23 protein-coding genes, 1 tRNA gene and 2 pseudogenes are annotated in these 26,488 nt (G+C 60.6%); 6 read left to right on the forward strand and 20 right to left on the reverse strand.

Annotation, left to right across the window (positions count from 1 at the left end):
* Nucleotides 1-71: 71 nt before the first annotated feature.
* The 16 genes and pseudogenes from FXB40_RS36430 to FXB40_RS36495 form a co-directional block, all read right to left on the reverse strand.
* Entirely contained in the window at nt 72-914 is an 843-nt protein-coding gene (locus tag FXB40_RS36430) for a hypothetical protein (protein ID WP_148777113.1), read from the reverse strand.
* Nucleotides 915-919: 5 nt separating this feature from the next.
* Entirely contained in the window at nt 920-1,120 is a 201-nt protein-coding gene (locus FXB40_RS36435) for a hypothetical protein (RefSeq protein WP_148777114.1), read from the reverse strand.
* A 322-nt stretch (nt 1,121-1,442) separates the two neighbouring features.
* Nucleotides 1,443-1,967, reverse strand: a complete 525-nt coding sequence (locus tag FXB40_RS36440; RefSeq protein WP_148777115.1) for a hypothetical protein — start codon at nt 1,965-1,967, stop codon at nt 1,443-1,445.
* Nucleotides 1,968-2,194: 227 nt separating this feature from the next.
* Entirely contained in the window at nt 2,195-3,763 is a 1,569-nt protein-coding gene (locus FXB40_RS49995) for a UvrD-helicase domain-containing protein (RefSeq protein ID WP_210352218.1), read from the reverse strand.
* The gene (locus tag FXB40_RS50000; protein WP_210352219.1) at nt 3,753-3,977 is read right to left on the reverse strand and encodes a UvrD-helicase domain-containing protein; all 225 of its coding nucleotides are present in this window, start codon (nt 3,975-3,977) and stop codon (nt 3,753-3,755) included. The genes FXB40_RS49995 and FXB40_RS50000 overlap by 11 nt, the downstream gene beginning before the upstream one ends.
* Nucleotides 3,977-6,112: an ATP-dependent nuclease gene (locus FXB40_RS36450; RefSeq protein ID WP_148777116.1), complete on the reverse strand. Its 2,136-nt coding sequence runs from the start codon at nt 6,110-6,112 to the stop codon at nt 3,977-3,979. The genes FXB40_RS50000 and FXB40_RS36450 overlap by 1 nt, the downstream gene beginning before the upstream one ends.
* A gap of 1,967 nt (nt 6,113-8,079) precedes the next feature.
* On the reverse strand, nt 8,080-9,450 hold the full coding sequence (locus FXB40_RS36455) for a bifunctional DNA primase/polymerase (RefSeq protein ID WP_148777117.1): 1,371 nt from the start codon (nt 9,448-9,450) through the stop codon (nt 8,080-8,082).
* A complete protein-coding gene (locus FXB40_RS36460; RefSeq protein WP_148777118.1) occupies nt 9,450-9,779 on the reverse strand; it encodes a hypothetical protein in 330 nt (109 codons plus the stop codon). Before FXB40_RS36460 ends, FXB40_RS36455 begins: the two co-directional genes overlap by 1 nt.
* Nucleotides 9,780-9,832: 53 nt before the next feature.
* A complete protein-coding gene (locus tag FXB40_RS50575) occupies nt 9,833-10,096 on the reverse strand; it encodes a helix-turn-helix transcriptional regulator (protein ID WP_210352220.1) in 264 nt (87 codons plus the stop codon).
* 78 nt (nt 10,097-10,174) lie between these two features.
* Nucleotides 10,175-10,336, reverse strand: coding sequence for a hypothetical protein (locus FXB40_RS48335; RefSeq protein WP_187437400.1), 162 nt, complete (start codon nt 10,334-10,336; stop codon nt 10,175-10,177).
* Between the two features lie 13 nt (nt 10,337-10,349).
* Nucleotides 10,350-10,550, reverse strand: coding sequence for a helix-turn-helix transcriptional regulator (locus FXB40_RS36470; RefSeq protein ID WP_148777119.1), 201 nt, complete (start codon nt 10,548-10,550; stop codon nt 10,350-10,352).
* A gap of 111 nt (nt 10,551-10,661) precedes the next feature.
* On the reverse strand, nt 10,662-10,925 hold the full coding sequence (locus FXB40_RS36475; RefSeq protein ID WP_148777120.1) for a hypothetical protein: 264 nt from the start codon (nt 10,923-10,925) through the stop codon (nt 10,662-10,664).
* Between the two features lie 196 nt (nt 10,926-11,121).
* A complete protein-coding gene (locus FXB40_RS36480; protein WP_187437401.1) occupies nt 11,122-12,405 on the reverse strand; it encodes a tyrosine-type recombinase/integrase in 1,284 nt (427 codons plus the stop codon).
* A gap of 325 nt (nt 12,406-12,730) precedes the next feature.
* Nucleotides 12,731-13,762, reverse strand: coding sequence for an LLM class flavin-dependent oxidoreductase (locus FXB40_RS36485; RefSeq protein WP_148777122.1), 1,032 nt, complete (start codon nt 13,760-13,762; stop codon nt 12,731-12,733).
* A 96-nt stretch (nt 13,763-13,858) separates the two neighbouring features.
* Nucleotides 13,859-14,839 (reverse strand): annotated as a pseudogene (locus tag FXB40_RS36490) (NADPH:quinone oxidoreductase family protein).
* A 55-nt stretch (nt 14,840-14,894) separates the two neighbouring features.
* Nucleotides 14,895-16,952 carry an ATP-dependent helicase gene (locus tag FXB40_RS36495; RefSeq protein WP_148777123.1) on the reverse strand — a complete coding sequence of 686 codons (2,058 nt, stop codon included), beginning with the start codon at nt 16,950-16,952 and terminating at the stop codon, nt 14,895-14,897.
* 126 nt (nt 16,953-17,078) lie between these two features.
* Between FXB40_RS36495 and FXB40_RS36500 the strand changes: the two genes are divergently transcribed.
* The gene (locus FXB40_RS36500) at nt 17,079-17,669 is read left to right on the forward strand and encodes a TMEM175 family protein (RefSeq protein ID WP_148777124.1); all 591 of its coding nucleotides are present in this window, start codon (nt 17,079-17,081) and stop codon (nt 17,667-17,669) included.
* Nucleotides 17,670-17,684: 15 nt separating this feature from the next.
* Here the strand turns inward: FXB40_RS36500 and FXB40_RS36505 are convergent, their stop codons facing one another.
* On the reverse strand, nt 17,685-18,071 hold the full coding sequence (locus FXB40_RS36505; protein ID WP_148777125.1) for a YciI family protein: 387 nt from the start codon (nt 18,069-18,071) through the stop codon (nt 17,685-17,687).
* 205 nt (nt 18,072-18,276) lie between these two features.
* Between FXB40_RS36505 and FXB40_RS36510 the strand changes: the two genes are divergently transcribed.
* Nucleotides 18,277-18,462 (forward strand): hypothetical protein, encoded by a 186-nt coding sequence (locus FXB40_RS36510; protein ID WP_148777126.1) that lies wholly within the window; start codon nt 18,277-18,279, stop codon nt 18,460-18,462.
* A 382-nt stretch (nt 18,463-18,844) separates the two neighbouring features.
* Nucleotides 18,845-18,918, forward strand: a tRNA-Gly gene (locus FXB40_RS36515).
* A gap of 404 nt (nt 18,919-19,322) precedes the next feature.
* On the opposite strand, the pseudogene FXB40_RS36520 reads toward FXB40_RS36515, so the two are convergent.
* From FXB40_RS36520 to FXB40_RS48345, 3 genes and pseudogenes are all read right to left on the reverse strand, one after another.
* Nucleotides 19,323-19,979 (reverse strand): annotated as a pseudogene (locus FXB40_RS36520) (SDR family oxidoreductase).
* Between the two features lie 42 nt (nt 19,980-20,021).
* Nucleotides 20,022-20,159 carry a VOC family protein gene (locus tag FXB40_RS48340; protein ID WP_187437402.1) on the reverse strand — a complete coding sequence of 46 codons (138 nt, stop codon included), beginning with the start codon at nt 20,157-20,159 and terminating at the stop codon, nt 20,022-20,024.
* 651 nt (nt 20,160-20,810) lie between these two features.
* Entirely contained in the window at nt 20,811-20,972 is a 162-nt protein-coding gene (locus FXB40_RS48345; RefSeq protein WP_187437403.1) for a hypothetical protein, read from the reverse strand.
* Between the two features lie 562 nt (nt 20,973-21,534).
* Here FXB40_RS48345 and FXB40_RS49555 point away from each other — a divergent pair.
* The 3 genes from FXB40_RS49555 (at nt 21,535) to FXB40_RS36545 (ending at nt 26,352) form a co-directional block, all read left to right on the forward strand.
* Nucleotides 21,535-21,957, forward strand: coding sequence for a DUF6894 family protein (locus FXB40_RS49555; protein ID WP_246208196.1), 423 nt, complete (start codon nt 21,535-21,537; stop codon nt 21,955-21,957).
* Between the two features lie 26 nt (nt 21,958-21,983).
* On the forward strand, nt 21,984-22,451 hold the full coding sequence (locus FXB40_RS36535; protein WP_148777128.1) for a metallophosphoesterase family protein: 468 nt from the start codon (nt 21,984-21,986) through the stop codon (nt 22,449-22,451).
* Between the two features lie 1,558 nt (nt 22,452-24,009).
* On the forward strand, nt 24,010-26,352 hold the full coding sequence (locus FXB40_RS36545) for a membrane-bound PQQ-dependent dehydrogenase, glucose/quinate/shikimate family (RefSeq protein ID WP_148777130.1): 2,343 nt from the start codon (nt 24,010-24,012) through the stop codon (nt 26,350-26,352).
* The last annotated feature ends 136 nt before the right edge of the window (nt 26,353-26,488 follow it).

Below are 26,488 nucleotides of genomic sequence, written 5' to 3' on the forward strand. Positions count from 1 at the left end.
CATTTAGCCTCACAACAGCTCCCGCTGATTGAGCGGGATGATGTAAATCAGCATCGAGCAACTGACGCATATTATCCTCGCGGCCAAAAGGAGGGCTCGGCGGAGAACGCAGGCGGGAGTCGGACCGATGACAGCGTCGCTTCGGTCTGGCCGGGGCGGAAGGACACGCGCTCAAAAACGACCTCCCGATCTTCGAGAGTGGGGATGATGGTGAGCACGCGACCATAGTAGTCGTGCTGGACTGCGGGCACCGGGATTGCCTTACCATCACGACCAATGTCCGCCTGCCGAACGACTTCGTGCGGGGCTTCGTACTGAAACTTCGTCTTGTCCGTGTCGCGCGGGGAGCCGGGGTAACGATAGACCCAGCACTTCCGCACCGCGCGTCGCTCGCCAGCCTGGCGGTCGGGGCTCCTTCGGTGGATTGCGTCGTATCCCGCGACGTTTTCGGCGACGGGATTGGACCGCAGCGCGGCATTCACGGCCGTCGTCTCGATGTCGAGCGCTTCGAGCTTTGCGATCACTTCCGAAACCCGAGTAGCGTGGACCGCGTAGTCCGCGAGCAGCTTGGCGGCTTCCTTAGTGTTCGCCTTCCGCGCGGCTTCTGCACGCTGGCGCAACGCGTCGTCGGAAGCGACCTTCGCGGCGGCTTCCTCAGCCGCGATCACGTTCGGAAGCTCGGCGGCCAAGTGATTGGCGCGCGCTTCAAGTCGCGTAATTGCACGCTTGATCGCTGCTGCGTCAGCCTCAGCTTGCGCATGCTGGCTATCATTCATGACGGCAATGCCGGCAAGCACGCCCTCAAGTTGGGCGCTGTGTGCAGTGATTTCAGATTCAGCCCGTTCGATCTCGGCCCGGATCGTCGCGGAAGTGATGGCGGTCTTGGGGGCGAACAGCTTGGAGATCATATTCATTGGCATCAGCCTCGATAGTTCTGAAGAGCGTCGGTCGCGCGCAGCCATTCCGAGAAGGCGCTCGCTTCAAGATTGCAGGTGCCGAAGATATCGGCGCCCATGCCAAGCGCGGCCATTTTGCGCGCGTGAGTATGGCGCTCCTTGGCGGTGGCGTAGGTCGCAGTGGCGGCTTGCACGGCGCGCATAAGTTCATCGCGACGGGTCATGCGGCGTCTCCGCCGTCTGCGAGCCAGACCTGAAGCTGATCGACGGGATAAGCAGGTCGACCACCGATCAACAGGAACGGCGGACCTTCGCCGCGTTTGGCGAGGTTGCGCATGGTTTTCGAGCAGCAACCGATTCGCTTTGCGGCTTGCGTTCGTGAAAGAAAGACGTCGGACATGACTTCCCATCTGAAAAGTGGCCGGTGCATCTGGCAATCAAACGCACCGGCCTCGGTTTCACCCATTACTTGGTGAGGAGGAGAACCAAGTAACGGGAGCAGTATGGGAAAATCAGGGACCGCTGTCGGGACTGTTTCGGTATCCCTTAAGCCGCTTTACGGCGGCGCTTCTGGTTATCGTTGGCGGCGATGCCAGCGAGGCGCGATTCGTGCTCGGCCAGAATGGCGGCACGCTCGTCCGCTCGCATGCGGAGAAGCTTCTGCTCGATGCCGATGTCGATCAGAGCAGCCCAGGTCTGCGGGATATTCATTCGCATCTTGAGCGCGAGCGCAGTGAGTTGGCCCGCGAGTTCAGGATGGTCCAGTGCTTCAAGAGCGGCGACGGGTACAAGCCCGAATCCCAGCGTTGCCAGGGCCGCTTCAATGCTCTCTAAGCCGGGGCGATTCTTCTTTCTCCAAGCCTTCAGCGTGGCCCTACGCACGCCGCTGCGCTCTTCAAGCGAGTCGTAGGTCACTCGCTGGCGGGCCATCTCGGCAAAGACGAGTCTCGCGAACGGCCCGACGCGCTCGGGCATCGAGACGGTGCGCGGATTTCTGCGTCGCTTCCGGGTGGAGGGGAAAATTGGCGCCGCGCGGAAATCGGGCGGATACAGCGGATTATTCGGGGGCATCGGGTCATCCTGAAGGCGATTGAACTGCCTTCAGGGTCGGATAATGGCCTATTCCGCTACAGCCCATTTCGGTAGCCACTGCGCATGCGTCTAGTTTGGAGACAGAAGTGCATTCGAGAACAGAAAGTCACTGTTGAAATCTTATATCTAGCCAGATCGGGCGGTCGCACGTCACCCACGATTAGGGGGGCGCCAGGAGGACCCAAAGTGATCAGCGAGAGTCCAAATTACCAAGGCTGATCGTAAGCGAACGTGCACGCCGATAATACTTCGGTCGTTTCGTAAGGAATGCCACGAGGATCGAGGCGACCGGCCTCAGCAATGAGGTGGAGGTTCTTGCGCGGTCTGGAAGAGACGACGTAGAGCAGCTTCTTCGCGCTTTCGTCCCCGGCCGGATCGGCGAAGTGCGGTACCATCCCCTCAAGAAGAGCAAAGGCGATCACCGTGTCGTATTCGGCTCCCTTCACCCCGTGGATGGTCGAGATCGTAATGCCGCTCCGGCTGGCGAAAGCACGCCGAAACATGGTTATTTCTGAGACTCCCTGAACACCCGACTGCTCTAGCCGTTCGATCTGCGTAGCTGAGCGCGCGAAAAAAATGTGATAGTGGGCTGCGAGAGCCGGAACTTCCTCCAGTTCAAACTCCAGCGCTAGGCATAGCTCGTCGAAGAACAGTCGCAGATATTCCAGTCCATCATCGACCGCGATCTGGACAGTATTGCAACGTCGCAGCAATTCTCGCGGAGTCAAGCTACCGGCAACGACACCTGCGTTACGCAATTCGAAAATGATTTCTTTAGCCCATAGCGTGCGTCGCACGTACAGTTGAGGAGAAGGCTCGGTCAGGGCCAAGCGGGCGACCTTGTACCAAAAGTTGTCTTGATCCCGCGAAAACGGCGCCATGCCCGGGCCGTCAAAGTTATATTCAGGCAAGGCGCCCATTAGCCGCCTCGTTAGTGCTGCCAATTGCATCCAACGTGGGCCAACCACGCAAATCTCGTGAGCGGCGATTCCCTGATCAATGTTGAAGCGGATAAGCCGGACAATCTCGTCGTCAACCTCGTGATTCCCAGTCTGCTGATCAAAGGAAACTACACTGGCGTAATCACGACACTCACCCTCTGCCGAAATCGCAGCCGGTACGACATGGTAGTTTGAGAAATATTCAACCAGTCGCGAAGAAGATCGGTAATTGGTCGAGAGGCTCTTTTCCGCAAGCTGGAGGCCCGACAAGACTTCAAACTCGGCGCGGGTCATGGCATAGCCGCCGAGCGAGCCGTAAATCGCTTGGTTGGGATCGCCGACTAAAAAGGCGTTCGACTGACCGGCAGAGGACCTGAGGATCAATGCTAGGATGGCATATTGGATTTCCTTAGTATCCTGAAATTCGTCAACTAGGATGAACTTGAACAACGACCCCAGCAGTGTGGGTATTGCGGGCTCGCTTGCGACTAAGTCGTGCGCGTAACGGAGGATCATTTCGAAATCCACCAATCGCTCCGCCTCTAGGCCATTCCAAAAAGCTTCGAGCACTCCCGAGATCTGTTGACGGCGTTGTGGGTCCACTGCTTCCATTTGGAGGCCCTGTGGTGTGAAGAAGTAACCGCAGTCAAAAGTGCGAAGACGCGGACGCTGTCCTTGGCACAAAAGTTCCAGCCGACGTTCTGTTTCATGCTGATCGGCGATACGAAATCCGTGCTTTAGCTTGTCGTGATAAAGGCGGTAAGGCCGCAAGATCCAGTCTAAGCAAAAGGAATGTATGGTACCAATCCAGAGACGTTCGGTATCAACGCCCAAGCGCTCGATTNNCTTCGGCCGCGCGGTGGGTGTATGTAATTGCCACTACCCAGTGCTTGTCCGACTCCAGACGTGAGAGTTCGAGAGCGATTTTATAGGTCAGAGCTCGAGTCTTGCCGCTTCCGGGACAAGCCGTCAGAAATACGCTTCCCGGGTGCTCAATCGCCTCAACTTGCTCCGGATTCAAGTCGCGCTGTTCCCACACGAACACCATCACGCTTGTCCTAGCACCTCAATAATAACATCCCCTGGTAGCGCCTTTGCCAAAACATCAAGGAGCGAAGCGAGCTCAATCTCTCCTCGCTGGTATTGAGCCGCGTGGTCGCGGACGGATTGCGCGAGGGCTGGCGGAAGTAAGGCAGGATCATCATGCGCCCTCAGCCGGTGTGCAATCATATTGCTGAGAACCGCTCGGCTGAGAGGTCGATGGGCGGTAAAGATGGCCTCCAAGAGATATGGTGGGATACGGGTCTTTGTCGTCACTCGCTTGGCTAACTGAATTGCCAACCAGCCCTTACCGATGTTCTCAGCCATCGTTAGTATCCGCTTGCCGAACCTTTCTGGATCGGTCGAGCGCAGATCTTCCGTCGCGGTTCTAATCGTTGGGGCCGACGAATAGACCGCAGCAAGGCTGTCGACCGCCGCCTCCGCATTTCCACTTCTGATAAACTCGACTTCGAAAGTGCACGGCGCAAAATGGGTGGACAGCCAAGAATTGCCAGCCTTGAAAGAATTTAGACGCGCCTGCCGCGCGAGCCCAGCCTCTGCAGAACCCGCCGCCTTGAGCTTTAGCTTCGCAACTGCCGCCGTGTCGTCCTCGTTAGGAGTGATATCGAAGAAGCTTGCGTCCAGATCGGTAACAATTGCACAACGCTTCCGGATGCGGTCGTCGTGGAATAGCAGAGCAACGTTTTCAAACCCAGTGCTACGAATGTTTATCAGACTTATGCCGAGTTCATCGAGACTGATCCCCAATACCTCCTTCACCATCGTTGGAACGAGGATCTCCTCCGCATCGCCCTCGACGAGGATGACGCTCTTGGCGAACAGCAGATTGCTGCGCACTGCGTCCAAATAGCGTTCCAAGCTTAGGATCTGGCCGGGGTCTAGACCCGAGGCGGGCTGAAAGATTTCGCAGCGACTGCCGGAGCGGCTAAGTACGTTTACATTCTCAACATTGCTCACTTCAGATATGTGCGTGGAGTGAGTTGAGTAGATAACTTGAGTGTCCGCATAGGCCAAGCGATCGAACAAGGTCTTCTGAATATGTGTATGGATATGCGCCTCAGGCTCTTCAATCAGCAAGAAGTTAGCGCAGGCCTGCTTTGCTTTTTGGTATTTAAATTCGAGCAGCTTTAAAGTGAGATAGATTAGGTTGGCTCCGCCGAGGCTCAGTTCATGGATCGCGCCTTCGTAATCGTCGTCAGTTTCCCCGACGAAGAGCCGCAGTGATTGGAATAGTCGCTCGGCTTCAGCCGGTACCGCCGATCGTACAGCGAGGTTGGCCGGCGAATACGTTTCTCCCGCAGTGTCTCGAATGGTTTGGCGGATGTCGGAGCGGATTTCGCCGACGTCGGGCAAGTCCTCGATTGCTTGGTTTAGGTCTTTGACCTTGTCGGTGATCGGCTTGAGCTTTGCTGGATCGATTTCACCGCTCTTGCTACGTAGCAAGGTTAGGAGCGGATTAGTGCGCTGCCCCTGAAATTCGCTAACCACATCGCGAAGCGCTTGAACGAATGTAAAGCAAATTTCTTTCGAGACCGAGAGCACACGAGGAATTGGGCCGCCGAGCTGCGGAGGATTGAGCTCTTTTGGAAATGAGACCGCCTCGAAATCGCCGACCAATGTCTTGTAGGCATCGGGGTCAGTAAAGTTTGCGGTGCTCTTGCCCGTAAACACCGTTTCGTAGTCGGCGATGGTAATCCCGTTCAATATTTGCTGAAGCGCAGCTTGATCACCCTCAGCCAGTTCGCCGAGACGCTGGCGAACAGCGGCGCTCGGTCGGAAGATAAGGTTGTAAGTGGCACGCCCAACCACGCTCTGCTCGACTACGCCCGTACCGTGAAGGAAAAGGGCTTGAATGGCTTCGTCTTGCGAAACCTCGTCGAACTCCAAGCTAATGATGATCCAGTGGCCGCGCCAACTTTTCAGGCCTCGATAGAAATCTGTCTCTTGCAGGCGGTAGGCCCATCGCAGTTGATCGGCGTCAAGCAGAAGTCGAATGCCCCGAAACAGATTGGTCTTGCCCGATCCGTTTTCACCAATGATCGTGTTAACGCCAGACTTAAACTTGGCATCTGCGCGTTCGAAATTCCGGTAGTTGACGAGCTGAACGCGCGAAATGTGCATTCGTCTGTTCCTGGACCATGCTGGAGGGATTAATTGCAGAACAACTTGGTGGCTTGCGGCCACGCCGCATTAACCCACGATTGTAAATCATGACGGGCTGCTGCGATAGGGCGTGCGGCGGAGGTAGGCGGGCCGGCTATTTGAAAAGGCCGCTCGCCGATGCGAAGTGATCCGCCCGCAAGGAGATCTTGGCGAAGCTGGCGCGCGACTGCACCCGCGTAACCTCAAGGCTCGCCAGCGGCCCCAGCCGCTCTTCCAGCCACACCCGGAGGGCGGGAACGCCTCCGGGCAGGACGCCGGGGAGATAGTAGCCGCTACTTGCCGGACCGCGCGCTCCCCCTTTGCGGTAGGTGAACACCCGAATCGGAGAAACTGCCCCGGAATCCCTAATATGATTCCTATTTAGGGATTCCGGGGCAGTTTTCGCGCGCTCAGCGTCGTGCTTCGACAAGTCAAACGCGGTCATAGAGTCGCGGCTACTCGACAACACGACACCCTCGGCCATCATGTCAGCCTCGGCACCGGGGCAGACCGCGCCCCACTCAACGACCTCGTCCACCGTAACCGGCAGGACGACTTCCCCGACTAAGTCGAGAAAGCACGGCGCCGTTCGGCGGTGCGGCCTCAATCGACCGATGGCCTGCTCAAGCTCGTCTTCCGTGATGCCACGGCGGACGGCCTCGGCGAAATGGTCGGGATGGCACTCAACGTTGGCGGAGATGGCCGGACCGTCGGTCATCCGAATGCCGCCAATCCTCTTCCGGTAATATTCGCCGATAGGCTTGACCGGGTATCCGGCGAAAACGCTCGCGCGAGCCTCCACCTTGTCCGGGGACAGCCACCACCGGCCGATAACAACCAGGCCGGCCACCGTCCCAAATTCGTTTGAGCCCGAAGTTGCACCGAAGTGCATCCACGACACATTATCCGGCACCTGACGGGCGAACCGCTCCTCAAGGCCAAGGTAGGAAATGACGCCGAGACGCGCCGGTGCGATAAGCGCTGCCCGCTGCCGGATATAGCGGAGGACACCTTGCTCGTTTTGGGGGTGAGGCTTGGCATTCTGGCCGATTCCCAGGGAGCCCATAGACATGGTCTTCCCAGTGACCTGCCGCACGAGGACATGATCCGGCCATTGAATGGGGATGTCGGCCTTCACGCTGGCGGCGACCGGAAGGCCGGCAACTTCGTCCCCGAACACGGCCGCGTGCAGAATCTCGGGCGTCGTGAGCGTCGCGTCCAGCGCGAGCACCGGCGCCAACCATGACGGATCGAACGGGCGCAGCGGCGTCAGCGTGAACGCGCTGCCCGTAACGGTGATCCGTCCCGACTGCCGATGGTCGAACGCAAGGAATAACGCGATTTCGCTCCAGAGCGCGCCAACATCCCGCGCCAAGCGGTTACGAGCGCCGTGATTGTGGAGCGCGAGATTGAGTCCAGACTCCTTCATGCCCGGTTGTAGAACTTCTGGCCGAACGCGCCGCTGCTCTAAGGTCGCAGCTCGCAGGGCGGTATGCGAGAAAATGCGGTGATCTCCATCTTCGAGCACCGCGCGGGACAACGGCCCGTTGCCGTTCGCCTTTACTACGGCCAGCAGCTTCGCGCGCGTGCCGATCAGAAAATCGTGTTCTTCATCGCTGCAAAGTTCGATCTTCGCGCGCCAAAGCTCGGTGACGTCGATCGTCGTTGTATCGCCAACGGCATTGTCATGGAACTTCTCGTCGATCACAAGGCCATCTAGCTCGGGCAGGAAGTCCGGCTTTTCGTAGAGCAGTGATGCGGACGTAATGATCCAAACCTCAGGCTTCGCCTCGCGTTGCCGCTCATGGCCGCAAACAGTAGCGAACTCACATTGCACAAGCATCTCATCAATCCGGCGCATACAGACTGCGGACCTGACGCTGACACCCAGAGCAATGGCCGCAGCCACGGCCGGCAGGTTTTGGCACATGGTCTGTCCCGGCGCGTCAGGGTCGGCCTGTTCGCGGCCCCGATAGACCTGCGCCTTGATGCCGAGGCTCTTCAGGTCGAGTGCTATATCCTTTCCGAGGTCGATACGCGGGACCACATAGGCCAGGCGCCAGCCGCGCTTGGTCCACGCGGCAACATTCCGGGCGGCTTGAAATGACTTGGCCAGCATCGATCTTCACACCCCACACGGGCGACTTTTGGTGAATCAGCGGCGACTTGAGGCGTGCTTGGTTGCGATAGATGCGCCACGCCTTCATCTGCGCTTCGAAGTCGTCCAACGCACCGCGCAACGCCGAGGTGGCGTCGGCAAGCGGAAAAGCGCGGTCGGGATAGGTCGGTGACAGCGAGCCGGACTTGGTTGAGCGCAGAAGGATCAGGCGCTCTTCCGGCAGTCCAAGTTTTTGGCGCAGCCATGCCGCCGCAGCCGGATAGGGAATGCGCTGCGCCTTGGCGACGACCTTGATGGGCGTGAAGGTCTCCATGGTGCCGAAGTCCTGAATGCCGGTCGGGTGGAACGACAGGTTCGGTTGGCGGCGAGCCTCAGAGCGGCCCGAGCCTGAGCCACGCCATGGCGCGACTGCGCGATAGCCAACGCCATTCGGGCGGGTCTTTGGCAAACCCAGCGCAGGAACCCACGCATGCAGGTTCGCGAGCGCCACCGTATTCACGTCGTCGTGCCAAAGCAGGTCCTGGGCCGTCTCGCCTCGCGCGGGCCGTTCAACGGTTGCGCCACGCGGCTGCCGCTCGGGTGCGTCCCATCCGTATGCGCTAAGCACGTCCTCCATCGCCGCGACATGCGCGCTGGTGATCTCGGGAAGGTCACTGAGCGGCGTATCGAGCAACGTCCGCTCGGTGGTCCACTCATAAGGCCGACCGATGTCGGGATGCACAGTCGGGGGAAGCACCGTCTGCTTTCCGCCGCTCAGGAAGTCGAGCAAGCCGCGCTTCTCGGTGGTGCGGTAGTTCTTCGACGGCAGCGGCTCGGCGGCACGATAGAACGCGGTCACGCCCTTCCGGCCGCGTTTCGCGACCGTGTGGGGCGGCAACACCGCGAAGATGGGGTCAATCAGGGAGTCGTCGTCAACGTCCACCGCAACGAATCCACCGAAGCCGCAAGCGAGGCCGACCCCGGCATCCGGCCACCTTGACCAATGCTCGATAATCTTGAGATGGGCCTGCCGATCGCCGAACACCTGCCAGTTTTTGAGGCGATACCACTCCGGCTCACCGTCGCGGCCGACTTCGAGTCTGCCGGGCTCTTTGCCTTTCGGATTCCAGTCGTGTTCGCCCCACGGCGCGATCGGCAACGGCGAATAGCCGCGCTCGACCAGCGCCGGGGCAGTTAGAGCAAAGGGGGAGGCCATCATCACGCCCCCGACAGAGCAGGCGGCCGGAAGTTCACATCGGTAATCACAGCACGAATGGCGGCCTTGAACCGCTCGCGCGGGCTGCCGCCGCCACCGCTCCAAATCTTCGAGCAGAGATCGGCGCTGTTGCAGCAAATCGTGTCGCCGGTGCGAAGCGTGATCTCTACGTGGAAGTACCAAGGCTTCCGGCCGGGGTCGTTCGTCCACGCACGAACTCGGTAGATAGCGTTAGGAAATGCGGCGAAGTAAGCTGCGTTGATGTTTTTGACGGGCTTCCCGCAAAAACCTTGCGCACACTTCGAGTCGGAATTATAGAAATTGGGCCTCATAAGACTTTCCTTTTGCATCACCCGCCGCGCCAACGGCGGGTTTTGCTTTTAGGCTATACGACAGCAACACGCCGCGCTTCGAGCCATAGGTCCACGTCCGATCGGCGGTAACGCACGGCCCCGCCAGGAAGGCGGAACCAAGCCGGGCCGGTGCCTTCACGGCGATACCGCTGCAACGTCGGCCGCGACACGCCAAGTTCCGCCATGAGGTCATCTTGAGGTAGGAGCGCTAAGTTCGACATCTTTGGTCTCCAATCGTTCACGAAAACAAACGAACACGCCATCACATAGCTGAACAGGCCATTATGATCTCCCATGCCGAAACTCCTCTTGCGCAACGAAGCTAGGCGCCGCGTCGGTGGCAACGTTTCGTTGATACTTATTGCTGGGATTTATCAGGCGAGCCCTGCGTCGATCAGATCGGCGCGGTCGAGAAGCGCCCGCTTGCACAAGGCCTGATCGGTCGAGCCAAGCGTGGCCTCTTCATTGTGTCCGAGGCAGTCTGCGAGCAGGCGCAGGTATTCGGGCGAACCGATTTTGGGGTTGTTGTCGTCCATGGTCAGCCCTCCCTTACGCCGCGCATCCGTTGGAATTGGCCGCCGAACGGGTAGCGAGCCATGCGTCAATCTCCGCCGCATCGAAGAAACGAGAACGGCCGATGTAGATCGGCGTGGGAAAATTGTTCGTCCGCAGCTTAACCAGTCGCTCGAAAGTGGACTGCGGCATGTCGAGCTTGCCGCGCACGGTTTCGGACTTGATCAGTTGTTTCATTCTATACCTCCTGAGATTTGATGGTGGCTCAAGAGGTACAAACGGCGGCGTAGAAAATCGCGGTAGAAATTGACTGACGCTCGTTACCCCAAAACAATGGATGCTTTGTCTCTACACGTCACGCTTCAAGCGTTTCCAGATCTTCTTGATAGATTCAATCCCGACCCCAACACCCTTATCGGCCGCGACGGCGGCTTGAGCGGCCCCAACCTTCATGCCCCCCTCAACGCGCTCGTAAACGGCTAGGAAGATCTTATAGTCCCGCCATTCGCCTTGCAGCGATCCGACGGGATTGTCTCCGCCGGAGCTGCGCCACGCTTGGCTCAACTCTTCCGCCCGAAAACGGATTGGCGGTGCGCCCAACTGGGTCTGCATCGCTTTGTTCCGCAACCTTTCCGATGCAACTAGCAAACCTATCAACCTCAGCTTGGATCACATCCGGCACGGGTAGTCGGTGCCGTCGCGCCAAACTATATGCGGCCCAAGCCGCCGCAGGATTCTTGTTGACGGTGAACACTCCCGTCAGTGTGGTTAGGTCAAGTTCGGCCTTTGTGGGCAGCTTCGCCATTGATCACGCGCCCACCTTGAACTTCACGATATTCGATTCGCGTGCCGCCGAGAGATTGGCGAGGAAATCCGCCCATAGGTTGAGCGCGTGGCGCTTCTCTTGAGCGAACGAATGCCGTTGATAAACAGCCATCACGCCGCGCATCTGATGGTTCAGCACCCGTTCAATCGTCACGACGTCTACGCCCAGTCGCGGCATGGTGGTGGCCGCAGTGCGGCGAAGATCGTGGAGTCGCCATGGCTCGATTGTAACCGCGTCAGGATCAACGCCGCGCGCCACTGCATCCTCGCGCGCGATCTCAAGCATCACTTCGTCAACGCGTGTTTTCGCATGGGCGGCAGAGAATGACGCGAACACACGCGGCGAGTCCTTGACTCGGTCCATGGTGCTCAGAATCTCAACGGCGATTGGGGCGAGGGGAACGGCGTGTGCTCGACCGTTCTTCGCGCGAACGCCTGGGAGCGTCCATGTCGGCGCTTCGCCGATCAGGTCGAGTTCGGACCATTCCATGTCGCCGACTTCGTTCAACCGCTGCGCCGACAGCAAGAGCAGATGGACGAATTGACGCCGGGGCCATTCGAGCCGGTCGATTGCCCGCAGCACGAGCCGCAATTCATCATCAGTGAGGACTCGATCCCGAGGGACTTCCTTGACGACCGCAGTTCCGTCGAACGGGTTCTTTTCGACCAGTTCCTTGGTAATGCACCATTGGAAGAAATGCCGCCCATAGGCTCGCAGCCGCTTCGACTGGATCGGCGCACGCGCCTTGACCGTGTCGAGTACCCGGATTGCGTCGCTGCGCCGGATGTCATCCACCCGCCTCTTGGCCCAGCCTTTCAGTTCCCTGCCGAGAACTCGCCGTACCTCCTGGCCGGACTTCAATCCATCGGCGTGGTCGGCGTAGTAGCGAGCCAGCACGTTTGCGACCGTATCCTCGCGGCGTCGGGCTTCCTGCTCCTCGGCCGCAATCCGGGCAGCTTCTGCCCGGCGAGTAGCGCGCTTCTGGTCGGCGGGGTCCGCACCGATCGCACGTTGCCGTCGTGCGTCGCCGGCCGCATCACGGGCCTGCGCCAGCGTAAGCGCTCCGGGTCCGCTGGCCGGACCGAGTACGACAGTCACGTCTTGCGCGTCTTCCTTCTCGCCACGTCGGAACCTGTAGACGAACGTCCGCGCCCCAGACGGATACACCAACACGCGCAGGCCGGGATGCCCCACGTCCGGCAGGGCGTAGCGCTTCGCTCGCGGCTTTGCGTGTTCGATCGCCAACGCAGTCAGCGGTTTTTTCACTAGCGCCCCCTTTCTGAGCCCCACTCCAAGCCCCAACAAATACCTAGCTGTAGCGGTATTTCCTGGGATGTCGTCAGCTACCAATAGAGGGTGATGTTATTGAATAGAATGAGATTTTTTGACGCATGTGGGGCTTGGCGGTAGTTGCCGAAACTACAAGATGCCTGACTGTAAATCAGCCGCCTCATGGCTTCGCAGGTTCGAGTCCTGCCTCCCCCACCATGCTTCGCACTGACGGGCGCATGGCGCAGCCGAGCGTAGCCCGTCAGTGCCAAGCATGTCCGGCATAGCTTGAGCGCAGCGAAAGCGAAGACGGACTTTCGCCTTACCCCAGCATCTCCCGCACCATCGGCACCACTTTCCGCCCGTAGAGCTCGATGCTCGTCATCAGCTTCCCATGCGGCAACGGCCCCGCCGAATATTTCAGCTGAAACCGCGCAATGCCGAGCGCCTTCGCCGTCTTGGCGATCTTGCGCGCCACCGTTTCCGGCGAGCCGACATAGAGTGAGCCGTGCTCGGCTTCGCTGACGAATTCGTCGCGGCCCATCGGGGGCCAGCCGCGCTCGCGGCCGATGCGGTCGCGCATGGCCTTGTAGTCGGGCCACAGCTCTTCGCGGGCCTGTTCGTCGGTCTCGGCGACATAGCCGGGGGAGTGCACGCCGATCGGCTGCGCGGGGCGGCCGAACTCCTTGAAGGCGCGGTGATAGAGATCGACGTAGGGCGCGAAGCGTTCGGGATCGCCGCCGATGATGGCAAGCATCAGGGGCAAGTCGTAATGTGCGGCGCGCACCACTGATTGCGGACTGCCGCCAACACCGATCCAAGTCTTCAGCGTGCCGTTTTCGACCGGCGGGTAGACCAGTTGGTCCTTCAGCGGTGGACGCAGCTTGCCTTCCCAGCTCACCGGCTTCTGCGACAGCAATGCGGCAAACAGATCGAGCTTCTCCTCGAACAGCTCTTCGTATTTGCGCAGGTCGAAGCCGAACAGCGGAAAGGATTCCGTAAACGATCCGCGGCCGAGGATCACCTCGGCGCGTCCGTTCGAAACCGCATCCAGCGTCGCGAAGCGCTGGAACACGCGGATGGGATCGTCCGAACTCAGCACCGTCACGGCTGAGCCGAGATGAATGCGCTTGGTGCGCGATGCGATTGCGGCGAGCACGGTTTCGGGCGACGAGATCGCGAAATCGGCGCGGTGATGCTCGCCGAGCCCAATGAAGTCGAGTCCGAGCTCGTCGGCCAGCACCGCCTCGTCGACGACGTTACGGATCACCTGCGCATGCGGAAGCATGCTGCCTGTTGCGTCCTTGGTGACGTCGCCAAAGGTATCCAGTCCGAATTCGAGCGGTGCGGTCATCGATCAGGTCTCTGTAGGGAGGATCGACCAGATTTAATGGACGGCAACCAAGTCACAAGGCGGCTTTCGGAAATGCTCGGTTTCCGTTTGTGCGTCCTACTTCGACATGCGTACGACCATCTTGCCGAGCGCCGCGCGCGTCTGCATCGTCTTGAAGGCTTCGCGGAAGTCTTCGAGCGCGAAGACGCGGCCGACCGCGGGCTTCAGCTTGCCCTGGGCGAGCCAGCCGATCAGCTCCGACATCAGGCGCTGCTGCACCTCAGGCTCCCGCGTTGGAATTTGGGCGAGGTCGACGCCGAGCAGGGCGCCGCCTTTGAGCAGTGGCAGATTGAACGGCAGTGCGGGGATCGCGCCCGCGGCAAAGCCGACCACGAGATGGCGTCCGCGCCAGGCGATGGAGCGAAAGGCCTGCACCGAGATTTCGCCTCCAACGGGATCAAAGATCACGTCGGCGCCGTGTCCTCCGGTCAATTCCTTCAGCGTATCGCGCCAGCCGGTCTGCGTGTAGTCGATGTCAGCGTCGGCGCCGTGCGCCCGTGCGAACTCGCGCTTCTCCGGCGTTGACGCGGCTGCGATCACGCGGGCGCCGAGCAGCTTGCCGATTTGCACGGCCGCGATTCCGACGCCACCGGCCGCGCCCAGCACGAGAAGCTACTCGCCCGGGCCCAAGGTGGCACGCGCGCTCAGCGCATAGAGCGCTGTCAAATAATTGGCACGAAACGAGGCGGCGACTTCGGCCGCGACACCGTCCGGCAAGGGATAGACTGCTTCGGGCTTGACGACGATCTCTTCGGCAAGCGCGCCTGATCGCGTCATGCCCATCACGCGCATGCCGGGTTGAAAGCCTCCCGGTGCGCCGGGAGCCTCCTCAACAACGCCCGCGAACTCCGTCCCGGGAATGAAGGGCAGCGGATCCTTGGTCTGATAGCGCCCCTCGATCTTCAAGCCGTCGACAAAGCCGATGCCCGCCGCCTCCACCCGGATGCGCAGCTGCCCGGGCTGCATGCTCGGAGAGGGAACTTCCTTCAGCGGGATCTGATCAACGGGGGCGTATTGCTCGACGACGACGGCTTTCATGTCGGACCTCTCTGTTGCGATGATCCTGACAGGTCCTGAGGCGAAGCTCTTGTGTCTAGCGCCACATCCCCCGCATCCGAGCGCCGATGTCGATCTTCGGACCCTGCGATGCGGCGCGTGCGCCAGCTGCGGCGGCCTTCGGCCAGGCGGCGCGCTCGAACAGATAGACCAGCTGCTCCGGGATGAAGCGGGTGCGTGAGGCGTAGACGTGGCGGTCACCCCCGGCTTGCTGGCCATGGACGAAGAAACGCTGCGGCACGATGAGATGCAGATCGTCCTTGGCGCGCGTCATCGCGACGTAAAGCAGGCGGCGCTCCTCCTCGAGCTCGGCCGAGGTGCCGGCGCCGAGATCAGAGGGCATGCAGCCGTCGACGACGTTGAGCACGAACACCGACTTCCATTCCTGGCCCTTGGCGGAATGGATGGTGGAGAGGATCAGATAGTCCTCGTCGCGGAGAGGCGGACCTGACTTGTCGCTGGTCGCATCTGGCGGATCCAGCGTGAGCTCGGTCAGGAATTTTTCGCGCGATGAATAGCCGCTCGCGATCTGTTCGAGCTGCATCAGATCGGCGCGGCGCGTCTCGGAATCTTCGTGGATGCGGTCGAGATGCGGCTCGTACCACAGACGCACGCGCTCGAGATCGGCCGGCCATTCCGAGTAGCGCAAGTTTTCGACCGTGCGGACGAAGCCCGTCCAGTCAGCACCGGTGCGCGGCGGCACCGGAAGCTGGCCGAGAGCATGCAGCGGGTCCATGCTCTCGGCCATCTGGTCCAGCACGCGCTGTGCGGTCGCTGGTCCGATGCCCGGCAACAGATGCAGGATGCGAAAACCAGCGACGCGGTCGCGCGGGTTCTCGGCAAAGCGCAGCAGCGCCAGCACGTCCTTGACGTGTGCAGCGTCGAGGAATTTCAGCCCGCCGAACTTGACGAAGGGGATATTGCGGCGCGTCAGCTCGATCTCGAGCGGGCCGGAATGCGAGGAGGTGCGGAACAGCACCGCCTGGTGCTTGAGCAGCGCGCCTTGCTCGCGATTGGCCAGCACCTGCTCGACGATGTAACGGGCCTGGTCGGCCTCGTCATGCACGGTGACGAGCTGCGGCTTCTGCGAGGAGGTGCGGTCGGTCCAGAGATTCTTGGTGAAGCGCTCGCGCGCAAGGCCAATGACGCCGTTCGCCGCCGCCAGCACCGGCTGCGTCGAGCGGTAGTTGCGGTCGAGCGTGATCATCTCCGCGCGCGGCGAGAAGCTTTGCGGGAAATCCAGGATGTTGCGCACGGTCGCGGCGCGGAACGAATAGATCGACTGCGCGTCGTCGCCGACGACGGTGAGCCCGCGTCCATCAGGCTTCAGCGCCAGCAGGATCGAGGATTGCAGGCGGTTGGTGTCCTGATATTCGTCGACCAGGACGTGATCGAAGCGGCCGCCGATCTCGTCGGCGATCAGCGCGTCGCTCATCATCTGCGACCAGTAGAGCAGGAGGTCGTCGTAGTCGAGCACGTGCTGGGTCTGCTTGGCCTCCACGTAAGCGGCGAACAAGCCCTTCAATTCGGCCGCCCAGCCCGCGCACCAGGGATAATGCGCTCCCAACACCTTCTCGATCTCCATCTCGGCATTGACGCAGCGCGAGTAGATCGACAGGCACGTGCCCTTGGCCGGGAAGCGGCTCTCGGTCTTCGACAACCCGCGTTCGTGCCGGACCAGATTCATCAGGTCGGCGGAATCCTCGCGATCATGGATGGTGAAGGCGGGATCGAGCCCGATGCGCTCGGCATATTCGCGCAACAGCCGCGCCCCGATGCCGTGGAAGGTGCCGGCCCAGGTCAGCGCGTCGCGCATGATCGCGGCGTTGTTCTCGCCCAGCACTTTTCGGGAGATGCGCTCGACCCGGCCGGCCATCTCGGCGGCGGCGCGGCGGGAAAACGTCATCAGCAGGATGCGGCGCGGATCGGCGCCGGCGACGATCAGATGCGCGACGCGGTGGGCGAGCGTATTGGTCTTGCCGGAACCGGCGCCGGCAATGACGAGCAGGGGGGCGCCCACGGTCACGCCATCGGCCACGCCATGCTCTACGGCGCGGCGCTGCTCCGCATTGAGCGTGTCCAGATAGGTTGTCACGAATCGCCCCGATGAAGCCTGCAGAATCAACGATCCCCGGGCGAATCGCAATGTAGCTGGACGCGAGTCGCCCAAGGATTTAGGGGAGAGGGTAGCTCAAGTTCCAATCTGGACGGTTTTGCAGAGATGGCCGATCCCACGCCCGACCTTTTCGAGATGCGCCGGCTGGAATCGCTGAGCAACACCATTTTTGGTGTCGCGATGACGCTGCTCGCCAATGATCTGCCCAAGGCGGGCGAGTTCAAGGCCATGCCGACCTGGAGCGATCTCGCTCAGCTTTATTCCGGCCGCGTGACCGGCCTGATCCTGAGCTTCATCATCGCAGGCGTGTTCTGGATCAGCCATCACCGCCGGCTTGCCCGCCAGCCGGAAGCAGGCCGTCACATCGTGCTCCTCAATCTGATGTTCCTGCTGTCGATCGTGCTCCTGCCGGTGACCAACGGCCTTTACGGGAATTACGGCAGTAGTAGCGCCGTGGCCGTGCTGTTTGGCCTGCATCTCACCGTCATCGCCGGCTTGAATGCCACACTGTGGTGGCTCGTGATGAGTGGCTTCCGCTACCAGCTCATCGCAGCTTTGTTTCCACTGGCCGTGTTCCTGCCGGGGACTGCAGTGGCGGCGGTGGCCCCGCAATATGCGACCTATTTCTGGTTCCTGGCCTTTGGCGGACTTCTGATCCGCCGCCGCATGGATGCGGCGACGGACGGCAGGACCTGACGGCGCCGCTGTGCTTCAACCCTTGGTCGTTGTCGCGCCGAACCCATCGGCAGGCACGTAAAGCTTGACCGGTCGGATTTCGTAGACCGCGCTCGGATTGACCTCACGCAGCTTCCGCGCCGCCGCGATCGCTTCTTCATCCGTGTCGTAGTTGACGAGGTGGAAGCCCAGCAGCTGCTCCTTGGTCTCTGCGAATGGGCCGTCCAGCACGATGCCGGCGCCGGGGCCACGCAAGGTGCGGGCCTTGTGGGTGTCATCCAGACGGGCGGCCGGCCCAAGGTGTCCGCTTGCCCTCAAGGGCGCCTGAACTTCGATGACTTTGGCGACGACCGCGGCGTCCTCTGCCGCGGACCACGACAAAATCTCACCTTCGACATGGTAAGCCAGGATCGCATAAAGCATCTTCACCTCGTTCGTTTTTTGGGCGGACGTCCCGAAGGACGTATGGTCGCTGCCGACACCGACAACGGCCGACCTCAAGATATTGCGTCGCGGCGTGTGCGACGAAACGGCGCTGAAACCCGATTGCCGCTTTGCGGGGTGAACGCCGTCCGCAGAAGAGGCGACTGATGGCCACAAGAACAGTTGAGGCTCATCGGAGGCGGCAATGTCGGGGCAGACCATCAAGATCATCTGCGACGCGCGGCGGGCTGGGAAGTCCGAATCTGCCGATCTGCACGACCAGGCCGGCCATCATCGTTATTACGGCAGCTCGGTCGAGAGTGGCGGGGAGCGCATCGTCGAGAGCCGCCGCGGCAAGCGCCCGTCCGTGCTCGCTATCTTCGGCTTCTGAGCCACGCCGAGCGCGAGCACCTGCGGCGAGGGCTCACCCTTCCGAGAAAAATTTCGAAAAGACAAAAGAAAAGGCGCGGCGGGGAGACCCCCGTCGCGCCCGATTTCTTGCTCGCTGGTCCAGGGCTGAGAGCGCCCCGATGCCAAGCCCTTATTGAGAGCTTAGCGGGCGATCCCAGCGAGGTGACAGCGCTTGGTAAAAGACACTGGATCACCTCCTTTCGTTGATTGCGGGAGACCTCAGTATAGGCCGGAAGGCCGCCGCTGTTAAGGGGCGGAGGGCGGGGCGGAACCGCACCCTGTGCGCAAGGGCCGGAAAGCCGGCGAAAGCGTTCCTGGGGGCAGTTGAGACCGCCGCCCGGCCGTGTTAGGGAGCCGGTGTCGCGGGTGTAGCTCAATGGTAGAGCAGCAGCCTTCCAAGCTGAATACGAGGGTTCGATTCCCTTCACCCGCTCCAGCCTTTTCATAGACTTAGCGGAAGGGTCAGATTTCATTCTGACAAATGGGCTGCTTTACCCGTTCTGATGCTCGCTTTCCGATCGACTGTTTCGCGTGTCGCTTGATACGCTGTAGTATCCCCCGCACCGCTCTGACCGACCGAGGTGCGAGCTCATCAAATCCGAATATCTTGGTTTGGAGAAGAGGTACCGAACGCTCGTGCGGAAATCGGCGGTGGTGGCGTAGAAATAGGAAAGGCCGGACACGGCCTGCGAAGATTTGCGCCCGTGTTGCTGATACGGGCGCTACCCCAATATTTCGTGAGTTTCCGCAGGAGCAGAACAAACTTTGGGTGCAGTTTCGGTTCGGCGCTCTTTGCATGCTACGAACAAGAGGCAGCCGCCATTCTTGTATTGAGAGGGATCAAATCGTGCCTGGATAGACGCCGCTGTCGATCAGGATGTTTTTGCCCGGTGATGTAGCCGGCATGTGCCGAGCAGAGGAACGCGCAGGTAACGAACTCGTCCGGATGGCCGAAGCGCCTGGCCGGATTGCCGGTTCTGATCTCCTCGGTCACTTCAGTTACATCGCGCGACGAATTGTTGGTGAGCGCTGCGAGGTTGGATTTCAAGCGATCGGTGTCGAACGTGCCGGGAAGGAGATTGTTGAGGGTCACATTGTGCTCGGCAATGGAGCGCGCCAGACCCGCGGCGAAGCCGGTCAGGCCGGTACGGGCGCCATTCGACAGCGCAAGCATCGCGACCGGCGCCTTCACCGCGTGGGAGGTGATGTTGACGATACGACGAACTTGCGCGCGATCATGCCATCGACCGAGGCCTTGATCAGCGCGATCGGCGCCAGCATGTTGCCGTCGATCGCCTTGATCCAGTCGTTGCGCCCGAAATTCCTGAAATCGCCGGGCGGTGGTTCGCCGGCGTTGTTGACGAGAATGTCGGGATCGCGGCAGGCCGCGAGAATGGCCTCGCGACCTTCACTGGTCGTGACGTCAGCGGACGCCTTGCCCAAACCCCGGCTGGCGGCGCACACGACGGCCCTGCGGCCTCTCAACCCCAGATCCATAGTGAAGTACAACTTCGCAGTCGCCGGTTCTCTTGATCCCGTCTATTTGCTCGGCCGGCTCATGCCGGCGGGTTTGGAGCCCCACATGCAGAAGCTGGTCGGCTCGAAGCCGAATTGCCGTGCGCGGTGCGTCGCCTCATCCGCGACCTCGTCGACACCGACGGAATATTCGAAGATCATGCCGTCCGGTCCCCTGAAATAGAGGAAGCGCGCGCCGGAGGTCGGAACGCCGGCCCGGGCCGAACACGATCGGCACGCGCTTCACGTTCAGAAATTAGTAGGAGCGCAGCACGTCGTCAGGTTCGAAGCAATCCAGCCCCGGGATAAAACAGCTAAGGATACAAACCCGCTGCCCGGTGAATGATGACAGCAGGCTACCGATTTTACTGCAAGCCCAATCGTGGTTCCGCGTGCGGAACAGGAGCGCGCCGCCTGGAACAGAACGGCGAACCCCAATGACGGCAGGGCGCATCGCGACAATGCAGGCGGCGACGAGGCTGCGTCCGCAGCGGCCCCATAGATGCGCTGACGCTCGCGAAGCAGCGCACATTATTGCAGAAAGGGGGTTTAGCCGTGCGTCGAAGGCGGTTTCAATCCTGCAAAGAAAGCTGCCATCCGTAACCGCTCCCCTTGGCGTGACGAACAGGCGGCAGCGTTCCTGATCGGGAAGAAGGAGCACCAGAGAGTCCTGGTGTGGCGTTGGTAGACAATCTTATGCGTTCGCCACTGTAGTGAGGAACGCAGCTTTGAACTTGGTGATTAGAGGTGATGGCGGGCGATCACTAATTGGCAGCGCGTGCGATAATGTACAATGAACCCCTCATGGACGAGCTAAGGCAGGTCGAGCGCGAAGTTGTCGAAGGCGAGCGGCAGCTCGCGGAGCAGGAGGCCCTCGTTGTCGACTTGAAACGGCAGAACCAGGATACGAGCAAGGCCGAGGGCGAACTCGAACGGATGCGCACCGACCAGCGGCGACTTCAACAGGAGCGTCAACGTCTGCTGTCGCTGCTACAACCCTGAGACCCCGCGGCAGGCTCGCCTGCTGGATCCTTTTGGTGAGCGTGAGCAATGCCGGGAGGAGCTTCCCCGTGTGAGAAAATTCAAAAATCGCATCGTCGCAAATTTTTGCGGAGCAGCACACAAAGCTGGCGCCGATGGTGTAGCCGTCCGATGTCGAAATAATGATTGTCACCTTCACCTCTCGTTCATTCCGTCAACTTAAATGTCCCGCCGACCGTGTTGCGGTCGAGCGAAAGGCCCCAGAAACGGCTAGTCCTTGTCTTCGGTCCAGCTTTGCTCGCCGCATCCGCACCTGAACACGCGAACATTGGTTCCGCGTCCGATCCAAACATCTCTTCCAACGTGCTGGATGATTGCTGGCGGGTTATCGACGCAACCCAATCTCTTTTTGTCGATGGCCTTGCACCTGCGCCGCCGCTTCCTTCCTCCCTTGAGGTCGATCTGGTCATGGCTGCTGAATCTGTCGCGCACCCGGCTTCGCGGCGCGGCGGCGCTCGCGTGACGCTATCCGGGCAATTGAGGCGCCGAGCGGGAGATGATGAAGGGCAGCATCAACCATGCACCCACCAAGCACGTCGCCGATCACGTCCAACTTGAAAATGTCGATGTGGAATCCAGCAATGTGCTGGTCAGCAACCGGTTCCAGCTCAGGTCGAGCGTAAGACCCTCTCGCGCGCACGCTGTCCGGAACGAAATGTTGCGATTCTGCGTTTCTGCACGAGATTTCAAGGAAATGGATGTGCCGCGCTATCATTTCAATTTAGTTGATTCGAAGACCGTTGCGGACGAGGGGGGCGCTGATTTGCCTGACGACATAGTCGCTTTGGATGTTGCTGAGGAGATCGCAAGGAGACTTCTTGCGGAGCGACCCCAACTCAGGAATCGTCACTTCTCTATCCTCGTCACAAACCAGGAGGGTGAGGAGATCGGGAAAGTGCCACTGGATGTCCTTCACTGAACTCTACATAGGAGCCCTGGCTTGACATGGTGCTGAGGATCGGAGTGATCTCGGACACGCACGGTCTTCTGAGGACCGAGGCCGAACGCTCTCTTGCGGGAGTGTCGCACATCATCCACGCCGGCGATATTGGCGCGCCGGCGGTTTTGGAAGGGCTCCGCCGAATAGCACCCGTCACAGCCATCAGGGGAAACGTCGACGTTGGCGATTGGGCGAGGCGATATCCTGAAACTGAAACGGTGCACCTCGGTACCCATTGCTTCTACCTCCTCCACGATCTCCAGGCGCTGAAGATCGACCCTGCAGGATCTGGTGTGAACGCGGTGATATCAGGCCATTCGCATCGGGCGCGGATCAACTTGATCGACGGAGTACTTTTCTTGAATCCGGGGAGCGCGGGGCCGAGGCGCTTCAAACTGCCGATCACATTGGCAACGCTCGATCTGGACGAGGGCGGCCACCTACGGCCCATCATTCATGATCTGGACAAGTAAAAACGATGATGCGCACGAGCAGATGCAAGGCTGGTTGGCATTCTACTTTTTGCCATCAGCTACTATCCCAGCAGCTCCTGTCCCCAGGCACAAGCGGCTGATCAACTGCTTCTCGGATCAGTTCCCTGCACATGCGAGGGGAGATTCCGGGCTTGCAGAGTTTGCATTTTCAGGTCTTGGACCATGACTTGATTATTTTCGAACCCTGCCACGACCGATCCTTATCATAGGATATTTCGTCGGGCGCCGGATTGCGGCACAAAGGACTTTTGAGCGGCACGAGCGCTAACCTGAAAGAAACACCGAGGGCCTCAGCCCCTTCATGAAATCAGCTCGGAGTCTCGGAAGATGAATTGCCCGCGTTGCGACAAGCCGATGACCCATTCGGAAAAGATGTTCATTTGCGAGCCCTGCCGGGAGTTCGTCATTTTACTAGATCCGAAGTCCAAGCCCTCCTTACTTGCCGGGCAGGAACAGCGATGACCAGACTTGTCGGCGAGGCAAATCCTCGTCAATCGGCGACCTCGACAAAAGGGCCATGATGAATGATGCCGGACCAGCCAATCAACGGGCGAGAGCCTGAGCGCTCAGAAGACGACATTCAGCGGGAGGAGCTGGGTCCACGTGGTGTTCCAAACAAGGAGACCCCGGCGAAGATGACGCCTCAGCGCGACAAGAAGACGCCCAAGGATGTTGATCCCGGATATCCCGCTTAGGCAAACGGACAACTCCTCGTCTCATACTTCGACAAGGGAAGAGAAGCAGAAGTGAACAAGTAAGGCTGCCTGCTTTGCTGCACTTCTCTTGCTCCTCCAGTTCTCGACGGGGGTCTGCTGAACTCAACATCAATCGGAAAGACCCGCTTAGGAACACGTCAGCCCGCTTTGGATTGTGACTCGATCACATCAATCAGGAGGACAGTGATGCGAAAACTCGTTCTTGCGGCTTTTGCGATAGCCGCGATTTCCGCCGCGACCGTGGCGCCAGCCGAGGCTCGCTGGCGTGGTGGTGGCTGGCACGGAGGGTGGGGTGGCCCCGGTCTTGGCTTGGGACTTGCTGCTGGCGCTTTGGCCTTCGGAGCCGCTGCTGCTGCGTCGCCCTACTACTATGGACCCGGCTACTATCCCGGTCCCTACGGATACTACAGACCAGATCGCTATGCGTATTATGGACCTGGATATTATGGACCGCGATATTATCGCTCCTATTATCGGCCATATGGATATTGGTAACGACAATGGCCCGGTATACTCCGGGCCTTTCTGTAATCGATGCGCAAGCGCAAGCCGAGAGGGCGCAGTGGCAACAGCATAGAATGAAGCTCGACGCTGCCCTGCGGCGGGCACGGAACGGCTGAATGTCCTGGCAATCCGGACTTCCGAGCATGATCGCCGTCACGCGGATTTGAGGGGCCGACTACATCGGCGCGCCGCGGTTAGGAACCTCGCTGAAGGCGCTGGCTTGAACGGATTGATCAACACCGGCTGTTCAAGGTCCCGCCATGCCAAATTTTCGTACAACCGCTTCACGCTGGGCGGCTCCGCTGCTTGGCATTGTCATGATCGTCATCGGTCTCGTGCTGGCAGTCGGCGGGGTCTGGCTGATTGCGCTGGGTGGATCGCTATACTATCTGCCGGCCGGAATTGGCCTCACTGTTTCCGGCTGTCTGCTGCTGGGCCGGCGGCCGGAGGGCGCCTTCCTCTATCTCGCGGTTTTTCTGGCGACGCTGATCTGGGCATGGTGGGAAGTTGGGACCAATGGCTGGGCGCTGGTGCCGCGTCTGATCGGGCCTGCCGTGCTGCTCGTGCTCACCATCGCCGTCAGTCCGACGCTGGTACCGTATCGACCCGCCCGGGCTACCGTATTCGCCGTAGCGTCGATCTGCCTGCTCTTGCTCGCGACCGCGATGTTCATAGCCCCGCATCTCGGCACGGCCCAGGCCGCGGCCACGCCGGGGTCGCGCGCAGACATGAGCATGACCGATCCATCGACGCTTAAGGCGGGCGCCGATTGGCCCGCCTATGGCGGCTCGTTCAGTGCCCGGCGATATTCGCCATTGAACCAGATCAATCGTGACAATGTGGGCGCGCTGCGGCGGGCTTGGGACCTCCATACCGGTGACCTCCCGATCCAGGCGACCAAGGGAACGTACGGCGCCGAGAACACGCCGATTAAGGTCGCTGACCTGCTCTATGTCTGCACGCCGAAGGATATCGTCATCGCCGTCGATCCGGTGACCGGCAAGCAGCGTTGGCGTTTCGATCCGCAGGTGGCCGACGCAAGCATTCCCTACACGGCAGCCTGCCGCGGCGTGTCATATTTCGCTGTGCCGAATGCGGACGCGTCGAAACCATGTGCAACGCGCATCATCGAAGGAACGCTCGACGCCCGCATCATCGCCATCGATGCGAAGACCGGCGAACGCTGCCAGGAGTTTGGACATGGCGGCGAGGTCGATACCACGATCGGCATCGGCGAGCACGATCCCGGCATGTACTCGATCACCTCGGCGCCGACCATTGTGCGAGGTGTAATCGTGACCGGCCATCAGGTGCTGGACGGCCAGAAGCGCGACGCGCCGTCCGGGGTCATCCAGGGCTACGATGCGACGACGGGCGAGATCAAATGGGCCTGGGACATGGTCAAGCCTGATGCGCCGGCGGTTCCGCCGACCGGACAGACCTATACGCGCGGAACGCCGAACATGTGGACCACGGCGTCCGGCGACGAGCAGCTCGGTCTCGTCTATCTGCCGCTCGGCATCTCGGCGGTGGATTATTGGAGCGGCAGCCGTTCCGATCGCGAGAAGGAATTCGGCACCTCGCTCGTCGCCATCGATGTTGCAACCGGCAAGGTCGCCTGGCACTTCCAGACCGTACACAACGACGTCTGGGACTACGATCTGGGCTCGCAGGCCTCGCTGGTCGATTTCCCGACGGATCACGGGAATGTGCCGGCGCTCGTGCTGCCGAGCAAGCGCGGCGATATCTTCGTCCTCGATCGCAAGACCGGGCAGCCTCTGGTCGGCGTCGAAGAGCGCCCGGTGCCGCAAGGCGGCGTCGAGCCACAGTTGCGGGCAAAGACCCAACCGTTCTCGCTCTACCATACCCTGGCCAAGCCCGATCTCCAGGAGAAGGACATGTGGGGCATGTCGCCGATCGACCAGATGATCTGCCGCATCGAGTTCAAGCAGGCGAGCTACAAGGGCATCTTCACGCCGCCGACTGAGAACCCCCATTACATCGAATATCCCGGGTATAACGGCGGCTCCGATTGGGGCGGCGTGGCGATCGACCCGACGCGCGGCCTCATCATTGCCAATTACAACGACATGCCGAACTATAACCGGCTCGTGCCGCGCGAGGAGGCCAACCGGCTCGGCTGGGCGCCACGCGATCAGGCCCGCGGTCGGATCGGCGGTGCCGAGGGCGCCGGCGATCCGCAGGCCGGGGCGCCCTACGCCATCAACGTAAACGCCGGTTGGCGGCTGCCCGGAACGGGGCTGCTCTGCAAACAGCCACCTTACGGCGGCATCCGGGCGATCGATTTGAAGTCCGGCAAGACCCTGTGGGATCGGCCGCTTGGCGAGGCACGTACCAATGGCCCGTTTGGCATCCCCTCCATGCTGCCGATCACGATCGGCACACCGAACAATGGGGGTGCGGTGATCACGGCGGGCGGGCTCATCTTCATTGCCGCGGCCACCGACAATTTGATCCGGGCGATTGATCTGGAGACCGGCAAGACACTCTGGACCGACAAGCTGCCGGCCGGGGGACAGGCGACGCCGATGGTTTATGAAGCGAACGGGAGGCAGTATCTCGTCATCATGGCCGGCGGCCATCACTTTATGGAGACGCCGATTGGCGACGAACTGATCGCTTATGCGCTGCCCCGGTGAGCGAGGGACGGGAGCGGGCCTAGCGGGCCAAGACCGGCCTCTTTGGGCCGGACTTTAACATGTGCGAATCCAGAACTTGCCGTTTCGATGCATAATCGGCTCGACAATGGGGGAGCACGATGTTTGACGCCCAAAC

This window comes from Bradyrhizobium rifense (genome assembly GCF_008123425.1).
GTDB classification, from domain to species: Bacteria; Pseudomonadota; Alphaproteobacteria; order Rhizobiales; family Xanthobacteraceae; genus Bradyrhizobium; species Bradyrhizobium rifense.